This window comes from Pseudonocardia bannensis, assembly GCF_012911875.1.
GTDB lineage: Bacteria > Actinomycetota > Actinomycetes > Mycobacteriales > Pseudonocardiaceae > Pseudonocardia > Pseudonocardia bannensis.
In genome coordinates this window covers 1-10,457 of record NZ_JAAXKZ010000166.1, presented here as the reverse complement: position 1 = coordinate 10,457, position 10,457 = coordinate 1, and the positions used below count along the sequence as shown (strand labels likewise).

General features: G+C 74.7%; 9 protein-coding genes. All 9 read left to right on the top strand.

Going from position 1 to position 10,457, the window contains the following annotated elements; genetic code table 11:
* Positions 1–3,906, top strand: a 3,906-nt coding sequence (gene eccCa, locus HF519_RS27515) for a type VII secretion protein EccCa (RefSeq protein ID WP_169415902.1), incomplete at its 5' end; no start/stop codon positions are given.
* 74 nt (positions 3,907–3,980) lie between these two features.
* Entirely contained in the window at positions 3,981–5,501 is a 1,521-nt protein-coding gene (locus HF519_RS27510) for a type VII secretion-associated protein (protein ID WP_169415901.1), read from the top strand.
* 86 nt (positions 5,502–5,587) lie between these two features.
* Positions 5,588–6,058, top strand: a complete 471-nt coding sequence (locus tag HF519_RS27505) for a GNAT family N-acetyltransferase (RefSeq protein ID WP_312860391.1) — start codon at positions 5,588–5,590, stop codon at positions 6,056–6,058.
* 109 nt (positions 6,059–6,167) lie between these two features.
* On the top strand, positions 6,168–6,479 hold the full coding sequence (locus tag HF519_RS27500; protein ID WP_169415900.1) for a WXG100 family type VII secretion target: 312 nt from the start codon (positions 6,168–6,170) through the stop codon (positions 6,477–6,479).
* Positions 6,480–6,489: 10 nt separating this feature from the next.
* Positions 6,490–6,777 carry a WXG100 family type VII secretion target gene (locus tag HF519_RS27495; protein ID WP_169415899.1) on the top strand — a complete coding sequence of 96 codons (288 nt, stop codon included), beginning with the start codon at positions 6,490–6,492 and terminating at the stop codon, positions 6,775–6,777.
* A 232-nt stretch (positions 6,778–7,009) separates the two neighbouring features.
* A complete protein-coding gene (gene rplM, locus HF519_RS27490; protein WP_169415898.1) occupies positions 7,010–7,453 on the top strand; it encodes a 50S ribosomal protein L13 in 444 nt (147 codons plus the stop codon).
* A 47-nt stretch (positions 7,454–7,500) separates the two neighbouring features.
* Positions 7,501–8,025, top strand: a complete 525-nt coding sequence (gene rpsI / locus HF519_RS27485; RefSeq protein WP_312860390.1) for a 30S ribosomal protein S9 — start codon at positions 7,501–7,503, stop codon at positions 8,023–8,025.
* A gap of 11 nt (positions 8,026–8,036) precedes the next feature.
* The gene (glmM, locus tag HF519_RS27480) at positions 8,037–9,374 is read left to right on the top strand and encodes a phosphoglucosamine mutase (protein ID WP_169415896.1); all 1,338 of its coding nucleotides are present in this window, start codon (positions 8,037–8,039) and stop codon (positions 9,372–9,374) included.
* A 298-nt stretch (positions 9,375–9,672) separates the two neighbouring features.
* Positions 9,673–9,975, top strand: a complete 303-nt coding sequence (locus HF519_RS27475; protein ID WP_169415895.1) for a WXG100 family type VII secretion target — start codon at positions 9,673–9,675, stop codon at positions 9,973–9,975.
* Positions 9,976–10,457: the final 482 nt, after the last annotated feature.

Sequence of the window (10,457 nt, the reverse complement as noted above, 5' to 3'; positions counted from 1 at the left end):
GATAGGCGCGGCGGGGCGAACCGGGCCGCGGCCCTGGACGAGGACCGCCGCGACTATCTGCGCTACCTCGGGCTGCTGCGCCGCCGGGTGCGGGGCATCGCCACCGAGCAGCGGGCCGCGCTCGAGACCGTGCACCCCGAGCCGACGGCCTGGCCCGCGGTGCTCGCCGCCGGCCGGCTCTGGGAGCGGCGCAGCGCCGATCCGGACTTCGGGCAGCTACGGGTCGGTTGCGGTGCGCAGCGGCTGGCGACCCGATTGGCCGCCCCGCAGACCGGCCCCGTCGAGAGCATCGAACCGATCACCGCGCTGGCCCTGCGCCGGTTCCTGCTCGGCCACGCCGTGGTGCCGGACCTGCCGGTGGCGCTGTCGCTGCGGTCGAGCTCGACGGTGTGGCTGGAACCCGACAGCACCGACTGCGCCGACACCGCAGGTGGCGACCTCCGCCCGGCGCGGGACCTGGCCCGCGCGATGGTCGCGCAGTACGCGCTGTGGCACAGCCCGGCGGATGCGCTGCTCGCCGTCGTCGCAGCACCCTCGCCGGCGGCGGAGTGGGAGTGGGTGAAGTGGCTGCCGCACGTCGCCCACCCGCGTCGCCGCGACGCCGTCGGGCCCCTGCGCATGATCACCGCGGACGTCGACGACGTGCGCCGCTGGTGGATCGCCGAGCTCACCGGGCGCAGCCCCGGCCCCGGGATCGGCGAGCCGCACCTGCTGGTCGTGGTGGACGGGGTGGCCGATGGGCCGGGCCCGTGGGCGGGGGTGGCCGGGGTGACGGTGCTGCGGGTCGGGGCTCCGCCCGGACGGCGGCCGACGCCGACGGTGGTGCGGCTGCCGGTCGGCGCCGAACGGCTGGGCCGGGTCGAGGGCGATCCGGAGCGCGAGGGGATCAGCTGGATCGGACGGCCGGACGCGCTGACGGTGACCGACGCGCGGGCGCTGGCCCGCCGGCTGGCCCGCTACCGGCCTACCGGAGCGGTTGACCCGGCCGACGCCGGCGGACTCCGGGAACCGGCGGGCCTCCCGGCGCTGCTCGGCGTCGACGCGGCGGGCCGCGCCGGACCCGAGCAGGTCGAGGCGCTGCGGGCCCGTTGGCGGCGGGCGGACACCGATCGGCTCCGGGTGCCGGTGGGCGTCGACGAGCGCGGGCGACCGGTGCTGCTGGACCTCAAGGAGTCCGCCCAGGGCGGCAGCGGCCCGCACGGGCTGTGCGTCGGTGCGACCGGTTCGGGCAAGAGCGAGCTGCTGCGCACGCTGGTCCTCGGGCTCGCCGCCACGCACTCCCCGGCCGATCTGAACCTGGTGCTCGTCGACTTCAAGGGCGGGGCGACGTTCCTCGGTCTCGCCGGGCTGCCGCACGTCTCGGCGGTGATCACCAACCTGGCCGACGAGCTCACCCTGGTCGACCGGATGGCCGATGCGCTGGCCGGGGAGATCACCCGGCGGCAGGAGCTGCTGCGCGCGGCGGGGAACCTGGCCGGCGTGGCCGACTATGCGGCCGCCCGGCGCGCCCGTCCGGACCTGCCGCCGCTGCCGGCGTTGCTGGTGGTCGTCGACGAGTTCTCCGAGCTGCTCGCCCAGCGTCCGGAGCTGATCGACCTGCTGGTCACGATCGGCCGGCTCGGCCGGTCGTTGGGCCTGCACCTGCTGCTCGCCTCGCAGCGCCTCGACGAGGGGCGGCTGCGCGGGCTGGAGTCGCACCTGTCCTACCGGATCGCGCTGCGCACGTTCTCCGCCGCTGAGTCCCGCGCGGTGCTCGGGGTGCCCGACGCCCACCAGCTGCCGCCGGCCCCGGGGTCGGCGTTCCTGGCCACCGGCACCGACGAACTGGTGCGCTTCCGCGCCGCGTACGTCTCGGGGCCTGCGGTGACGGGTGGTCCGGTGACCGCCGCACCGGGGGATCGCCGGGTGTACCCGTTCCGTGCCGGCCCGGTCCGGGCGCCCGTCGCCGGGCCGTCCGCTGCCGGGCGGTTCATCGCGGAGCCGGGTTCTTCCGGGGCCGAGCCGCCGACCGTGCTCGACACGATGCTGGCCGGCCTCGCCGGACTGGGGCCGCCCGCGCACCGGGTCTGGCTGCCGCCGCTGGACACCCCGCCGCCGCTGGACGAGCTGCTCGGAGCAGTCCGCCACGTGCCCGAGCGCGGGCTGGCCGCGACCGGTGGCCCGCCGGGAACGCTGCGGGTTCCCATCGGCCTGATCGACCGGCCCTACCAGCAGCGGCGTGACCCCCTCGTCGTCGACCTGTCGGGCGCCGCCGGGCACGTCGCCGTCGCGGGCGGGCCGCGGTCGGGCAAGTCGACGGCCTTGCGCACCCTCGTGCTGGGCCTCGCGCTGACCCACACCCCGGCCGAGCTCGGCGTCCACGTCCTGGACTTCGGCGGCGGTGGGCTCGCGACGCTGGCCGGGTTGCCGCACGTCGGCACGGTCGCCGACCGGCAGCAGCCCGATCTGGTGCGGCGCACGGTCGCCGAGCTGGCCGCCGCGCTGGCCCGGCGCGAGCGGCTGTTCCGTGACGCCGGGCTGGCGTCGGTCGAGGAGTTCCGGTCCCGCCGGGCGGCCGGGGACTTCGGCGATGAACCGGCCACGGACCTCCTGCTGGTCCTCGACGGCTACCTGACCCTGCGCGGAGACTTCGAGGACCTGGAGGCCAGGCTGCTGCCGCTGGCCGCCCAGGGCCTCGCCTACGGGGTGCATCTGGTGCTGTCCGCGACGCGCTGGAGCGAGCTGCGCCCGGCGGTGAAGGAGCTGCTGGGTTCCCGTGTCGAGCTGCGGCTCGGTGAGCCGTCGGAGTCCGAGGTGGATCGCCGCCGGGCGGCAGCCGTGCCGGCACGGGCCGGGCACGGGCTGGCGGACGGGGCGGCGATGGTGCTCGCCGCCCCGCGGCTGGCCGCCGGCGACCCGTCGGCGCTGGTCCCGGCGATCGCCGAAGCGTGGGAGGGGCCGGGCGTCCCCCCGGTCCGGTTGTTGCCCACCCGGCTGGACTACGACCGGCTGCCCGCCGGAGACCCGGCCCTGGTGCCGATCGGGGTCGACGAGGACGGGCTGTCCGCGGTCGAGCTCGACTTCGCCGCCGAGCCGCACCTGCTCTGCTTCGCCGATGCGGAGAGCGGCAAGACCACGTTGCTGCGGGTCATCGCCCGGGGCCTGACCGACCGGCTCGGGCCCGAGCGCGCGCGGCTGGTGGTCGTCGACTACCGGCGAGGACTGCTCGGTGCGCTCGGTGAGCCGCACCTGATCGGGTACGCCAGCACACCGGACGCGGCCGCCGACGCCGCCCGCGAGCTGGCCGGTTCACTGCGCCGGCGGCTGCCCGGTCCGGACGTCACGTCCCGGCAGCTGCGCGAGCGCAGCTGGTGGTCCGGCCCCGAGGTGTACGTGCTGATCGACGACTACGACCTCGTCGCACCTGCGGGCTCCGCCGTCCCGAACCCGCTGCTGCCGCTGCTGGAGTTCTTGCCACAGGCCAAGGACGTCGGGCTGCACGTGGTGCTGACGCGGCGCAGCGGCGGCGCGGGCCGGGCGCTGTTCGACCCGCTGCTCGGCCGGTTGCGGGAGCTGGCCGCACCGGGGCTGGTGATGAACGGCAGCCCCGACGAAGGGGCGCTGGTGGAGTCGGTCAAGCCCGCGCCGCTGCCGCCCGGCCGGGGCACGCTGGTGGACCGCCGGCGTGGAGCCCGGCGGATCCAGCTCGCCTGGCTGGCTGCGCCGGAGTCCGACGGCCCGGCCGGCCCGGGTCCCGTCGGGCCGGCTGCGGACTCCGGCAACGGCCCTTCGGTCGGGCCGGCTGCGGACTCCGGCAACGGCCCTTCGGTCGGGCCGTCCGCGGGCTCTGGCAACGGCCCTTCGGTCGGGCCGTCCGCGGTCGCCGACGTCGGCCCGGCGGCTGAACCGGGCGGGGCCGCGCGGTGACCGGGTGTCCACGGCGGATCGCCGTCCAGCCCGGGACCGGAGCCACCCGGGTCGCCGGGGCTGATCCGGGCGGGATGGCCAGGCTGCTGGTCGAGTGTCCCCCCGGGACCACCCCCGGCGTCGCGTCGCTACTGGCCGATCTGCTCGAGGAGCCTCCGCTCGAGCTGACGCTGCTGCACCCCTCGTCGTGGGCGCCCGAACGGGCGGCGGCCTGGGCGCATCACGCGGGGTACCGCGCCGCGCGGGTCCGGGCACTGCCGGCGGCCCTGCCCGTGGGCGGGCCCGGTCCGCGGGTGGTCGTCGACGCCGGACACGGCGGCACCGAACTCAGCCTGATCGACGCCGGGAGCGTGCGGGCGAGCCGGTTCTGCGACGTCGGGGGCGCCCGCCTGGACGGGATCACGCTCGACCTGCTCGAACCGGCGCCCGGGGCCGGGGACCGGCCAGCGGCACTGGCCGAGGCCCGGCGGGTCCGGGAGCGGCTGTCGCTGTTCCCCACGGCGTCGGCCCGACTCGGCGGGCGCCGGGTGGCGCTGGACGCCGAACGGCTGCGGCGGGCCCTGTCCGGTCCGCTCCAGGCAGTCGTCGATGCGGTCCGCGAGTTGACCCCGGACCCGGCGTACACCGAGGTGGTGCTGATCGGCGGGCTGGCGCGGATGCCGCTGCTGGCCGAGCTGCTCGACGCCGCGCAGGTCCGGCGGGTCACGGTGGCGGAGCGACCGGATGTCGCGGCGGTCCTGGCGGCGCTGGACGAGCCGGGCATGATCGGCAACTGGGCGTCCGGGGCCGCGAGCTTCGCGGCACCGGCTGCCCGATCGACGATCATGATGCCGTCGGGGACCCGCACGGCCGGGCCGCCCTCCGCGCGGCCGGGGGCCGCGACGTCCACCGGGCGGCCTCCGGTCACCGCGCCGCCAGGCGACGGGTCGTCCTCCGCCGGGTTGCCGGCCACCGCGCGACCATGGGCCCGGATGGCATCCGACGGGACGAGCCCGGCGCGCTACCTGCCGCCCGTCCCCGTCCGACCCCGGCACCCGGTCCGGCTCGCCCTCACCGGCCTGGCAGGCGTCGCTCTGGTCGGGGGCCTCATCGGGGCCGGCGGGCTGCTGACACCGCAACCCCCGGCGGCCGGTGCGGCGGCGGAGGCCACGGCGGCCGGCCTGCTCGTGCAGTACGGATACCGGCTCCGGCTACCGGCGGGCTGGGAGCACACCGGGGGCCTGCCCGAGCGGCGGCGCACGTTGATCACCCCGGCAGAGGCGCCGGACGGCAGCGACCTGATCTCCATCGAGCGCACCGACCTCGGTTACGACGCCGCCGCCGAACCCGCCCGCGCACTGGCCGAACTGCGTGCGGAGTACGACGCGGCAGTGGCCGGTGGCGCCCCGTTGTCCGGTTTCGACCCGGCCGCACGCCTCGCGGGGCGGATGGGGATCGGCTACCGGCAGGCGATGGCCGACGGCGTGGTCGTCGACTGGTTCGTCGTCCTCGACGGCGGTGCCCAGCTCAGCGTGGGATGCCGGCACACCCCGGCCGGAGCGGCCCGGGTGGACGCGGCCTGCGCGGCGGTCGTCGGATCGCTGCGGCGGTCCTGAGTGACCCGGCTCTCGGGTCCCGCGCCGCGGCCCGAGGGCATGATCGAGGCTGACGAACCCGAGCAGGACCAGGAGGGCACGGGCCGGTGGCCACCGATGTACTCGACATCCGCGAGCATCGCTACGACGAGACGATCGTGCAGGAGCTGATCGCCGAACTGCAGGCCGAGTACGTCGTCCGCTACGGCGACGAGGACCGGTCCCCGGTCGACGCGGCCGACTTCACCCCGCCCCGGGGGTTCTTCCTCATCGCCTGGCGCGGTGCGGACGCCGTCGCGTCGGTGGCCATGCGTGGGGTCGACGACCAGCCGGGATGGGTCGAGGTCAAACGGCTCTACGTGCGCGCACCGCACCGCCGGCAGGGCCTGGCCCGCGTGATGCTGCGGGGCGCCGAGGAGCGTGCCCGGTCCGCGGGCTACCGGCGGGTGATCCTCGAGACGGGGACGAAGCAGCCGGAGTCGCTGAAGCTCTACGCGACCGAGGGGTACGAGCAGATCCCGCAGTACGGGTACTACGCGGGCCAGCCACACAGCATCTGCTTCGGCAAACAGCTCTGAGCGGGATCGTTCACAGGCGTGAACGATCCCGCCGAACCGCCCCACGGCGCGCTACCGCGCTGGGAGCGTTCGCCCCGGATGTCCGACGACGACGTGAGGGGTGATCGGTATGGCCGGTGGATTCGGTACCACCACCGAGGAGATGGCCCGGGCGGGCCGGCACGTGCTGCAGGTGAACGACACCGTCCAGTACGACCTGGCCACGTTGCGTGGCCAGTTGGCCCCGCTGGCGGGCGCGTGGCGGGGTGAGGCGTCGACGGCGTTCGCAGGGCTGATGGCTCGCTGGGACGCGAACGCTCGGTCGCTCAACGAGGCGCTGCGCGCCATCGGCGAGGCGATCCAGGGGTCGGGGCGGGCGTACCAGCAACACGAGAGCGAGCAGGCCGGTGGCCTGTCCGCGATCCGGTCGGCGCTGGGCTGAGGGGGCGGGCATGTCCGAGATCAAGGTGGCCTTCGGTGAGCTCGCCGTCGCCCAGCAGAACGTCGCGGGTACGGCACACCGGATCGCCGGCCGGCTCGACGAGCTCAAGCGGTTCCTGGCGCCGCTGGCCGCGACGTGGGAGGGTCAGGCGGCCACCGACTACCAGGCCCGGCAGCGGCAGTGGGACACGGCGGCAGCCGATCTGGCCGCGGTGCTGGCGCGCATCGGGGTCGCCCTGGGCACCGCGAACGACAGCTACCAGCAGGTCGAGCAGCTGAACGCCCGCCGCTGGCACTGACGCCGTCGGGGTTCGGGGGTGCCTTCGCGGGCCGATCCGGGGGGCGTTTTGACCGCGGTTCGGCCCGGCAGGTACTCTCGAACCTCGATGTGCGGCGGGTGGAGACCCGCGGCCGCTTCACGGCGGCACGCTTGCCCCCTCGAGGTACTCGAGGTTCTTCTCGGGGGGCCTGGCGCCCACCGCACCGCGCGACAGAGGCAGCTCCCGAGCCCGAGAACGACGAGGTAGATCCGTGCCCACGTACAGCCCCAAGCCTGGCGAGATCAACCGCGCCTGGCACGTGATCGACGCCACCGACGTGGTGCTCGGCCGGCTGGCCACGCACGCCGCGACCCTGCTGCGCGGCAAGCACAAGCCCACCTACGCCCCGCACATGGACACCGGCGACTTCGTCGTGATCGTGAACGCCGAGAAGATCGCCGTCTCCGGCAACAAGCGCGACAACAAGTTCGTCTACCGGCACAGCGGTTACCCGGGCGGTCTGCGCCAGCGCTCGGTCGGCGAGATGATCGAGAAGCACCCCGACCGGCTGGTCGAGAAGGCGATCAAGGGCATGCTGCCCAAGAACCGCCTCGGCCGCGCGATGGCCAAGAAGCTGAAGGTCTACGCCGGGCCGACGCACCCGCACGGCGCGCAGAAGCCGGCCACCTTCGAGATCACCCAGGTCGCGCAGTGAGCACCCCTGACGCGAGCAGCACAGAGCCAGTGGAAGAAGGACAGTCCGTGACCACCCCTGAGCACGAGGGCGTCGAGGCCGAGGGCGTCGAGGCCGAGGCCGCCGAGTTCGAGGCTGCCGAGGCCTTCGACGCCGAGCTCCCGGCCGACGACGAGTACGTGGCCGAGACCCCGGCCGTCCTGATCGACCGGCCGATCCAGACCGTCGGCCGCCGCAAGGAGGCGATCGTCCGCGTCCGGCTGATGCCGGGCACCGGATCGTTCACCCTGAACGGCAAGTCGCTGGAGACCTACTTCCCGAACAAGCTGCACCAGCAGCTCATCCGGGAGCCGCTGGTCACCGTCGAGAAGACTGAGCGGTTCGACATCTTCGCCAACCTCACCGGTGGCGGCACCTCGGGCCAGGCCGGCGCTCTGCGTCTGGCCATCGCCCGCGCGCTGGTCGAGGCCGACGCGGAGGACCGCCCGGCGCTGAAGAAGGCCGGCTTCCTCACCCGTGACCCGCGGGCCGTCGAGCGCAAGAAGTACGGCCTGAAGAAGGCCCGTAAGGCGCCTCAGTACAGCAAGCGCTGACCCGCCGGAGGATGCGTCACCTCTTCGGTACGGACGGAGTCCGCGGACTGGCCAATGGAGAGCTGCTCACACCAGAGCTCTCGCTGTCGTTGGCCGCGTCCGCGGCTCGTCTGCTTGTGGAGGGGGATCGCTCGCACCGCCCGTTGGCGGTCGTCGGGCGGGACCCCCGGGCCAGCGGCGAGATGCTCGAGGCGGCAGTCGTCGCCGGGTTGGCGTCGGCCGGGGCCGATGCGCTGCGGGTCGGCGTGCTGCCGACTCCCGCGGTCGCGTTCCTGGTCGGTGAACTCGGCGCCGATCTCGGTGTGATGATCTCGGCGTCGCACAACCCGATGCCGGACAACGGGTTGAAGTTCTTCGCCGCGGGCGGGCACAAGCTGCCCGACGCGGTGGAACTGGCGATCGAGGAGAGTCTCGACATCCCGGCCCCGCGGCCCACCGGCGCGGGTATCGGCCGTGTCCGCGATCTCCCGGACGCCGTCGAGCGGTACATCGCGCATCTGCTGGTCTCCACGCCGCAGCCGCTCGCCGGTCTGCGCGTGGTCGTCGACTGCGCCCACGGCGCCGCATCGACCGCCGCCCCGGCTTGCTACGCCAAAGCCGGGGCCGAGGTCATCGCGCTGCACGCCGCGCCGGACGGGCTGAACATCAACGACGGGGTCGGGTCGACCCACCTCGGTCCGCTCCGCGAGGCGGTCGTCGCGCACGGAGCTGACCTGGGTATCGCCCACGACGGGGACGCCGACCGCTGCCTGGCCGTCGATGCGGGCGGGAACGACGTCGACGGCGATCAGATCATGGCCATCCTCGCGCTGGCGATGCGTGATGCCGGCGAGCTCGCGTCCGACACCGTCGTCGCCACGGTCATGAGCAACCTCGGCCTGCACCTGGCCATGCGGGATGCCGGTGTCGCGGTCCGCACGACGAAGGTCGGCGACCGCTATGTGCTCGAGGAGCTCCGCGCAGGGGGTTTCACCCTCGGCGGCGAGCAGTCCGGACACGTCGTGCTGCCCGACCACGCCACCACCGGCGACGGCCTGCTCACCGCGCTGCGGCTGATGGCCCGGATGGCGCAGACCGGCTCGTCGCTGGCCGAGCTGGCCGGTGTGCTCACTCCGCTGCCGCAGGTGCTGCACAACGTCGCCGTCGCCGACAGGGCCGCCGTCGCGGCGTCGTCGGCGGTGCAGGAGGCGGTGGCTGCGGCGGAGGCCGAGCTGGGTGACACCGGTCGGGTGCTGTTGCGCCCGTCGGGCACCGAGCAGCTGGTGCGGGTGATGGTCGAGGCGCCGACCATCGAGCAGGCCACCGCGACGGCGGTCCGGCTGGCCGAGGTCGTCGCCGCAGCGAGCTGACCCGCGACTCGCGCCCTCCCGCACGAGAGCCGCCCTACTCCCGCCGCGAACTGGCAAGCCTCCATCCGCGAGTCGCGGTCCTCCCGCGCGCGAGTCGGGGTTTCTCCGTGCGCGAGTCGCGGTTGTCCCGTGCGGGAGCCGGCAGATTCGGGCGTGGATCGACGGGTTGCGTGCGGGAGTCGGCGGGGTCCCGCCGCGCTGACGGACGTGACGGCACAGGTCTGGCGTTCTCGCTCGGTGAGGCGGGCAGTCTTCGCGTTTCGCCTCGGTGAGAGAGTCGGTCGGCGAGGATCTGGGCATGCAGCCGACCGTGCAACTCGATCCTGATCGGTTACGGGCCCACGCCACCCGAGCCGCAGAGCTCGCCGAGGTGCTCCGGCCGCAGTCCACACCCCATCGCGAGGCGGTGCTGGCATGCCGCCGATCGGCGGGTGGCGAGGCCGTCCTGGCCGAGCTGGACCGCCTGACCACCACCGTGCGCCGCGCCGCCGAGGAACTGGCCGATCTCGCGAGGGCGCTGAGGTCGGCGGCGATCGAGTTCGAGACGGTGGACAGGGACCTGGGCCGCGACATCTCCTTGACCGAACGGGGGCTGTCGTGACCGTTGCGGAGGACGGCCCGGTCGTGGATGTCGACGCGCTGGCCGGTCTGGAACGGTGGCTCGAGGGTCTGGCCGCCGAGCTGCGCGACCTGGCGTCGGACGTTGGCCGGCTGGCTCGACAGGTCGAGCAGGACTGGCCGGACCCCCAGGGCCGGGAATGGTTGGAGCGGGCGGGGCTGGTGGACCGGGAGCTCGTCCGGCAGGCCGAGGTGGGCGCGGGGCTCGCTCAGACGGTCGGTCGAGTCCTCGAACAGATCGAGCGGCTCGAGACGTCCGGGCCCCGGCCGGACGTCGGTGCGGAGTCCCGGGCTGCGGGCCCGCTGCTCGGTGACACCGGCGGCTCACGGGTTGTCGACGAGCGTGCAGGCACTGTTCGAGCAGTCCGGGGTGATCCGGGTCGGCACGGTGCCGCAGATGTTCGACACGGCGCTGCTGCTGGCCTACCAGCCGCTGCCGGCCGGCCCGCGGGTCGCGGTCGTGGG

Coding starts and splice junctions, on each gene's coding strand:
- HF519_RS27500 (WP_169415900.1), top strand. CDS start 6,168: ATGGCCGGTGGATTCGGTACCACCACCGAGGAGATGGCCCGGGCGGGC.
- HF519_RS27495 (WP_169415899.1), top strand. CDS start 6,490: ATGTCCGAGATCAAGGTGGCCTTCGGTGAGCTCGCCGTCGCCCAGCAG.
- HF519_RS27475 (WP_169415895.1), top strand. CDS start 9,673: ATGCAGCCGACCGTGCAACTCGATCCTGATCGGTTACGGGCCCACGCC.
- HF519_RS27510 (WP_169415901.1), top strand. CDS start 3,981: ATGGCCAGGCTGCTGGTCGAGTGTCCCCCCGGGACCACCCCCGGCGTC.
- glmM (WP_169415896.1), top strand. CDS start 8,037: ATGCGTCACCTCTTCGGTACGGACGGAGTCCGCGGACTGGCCAATGGA.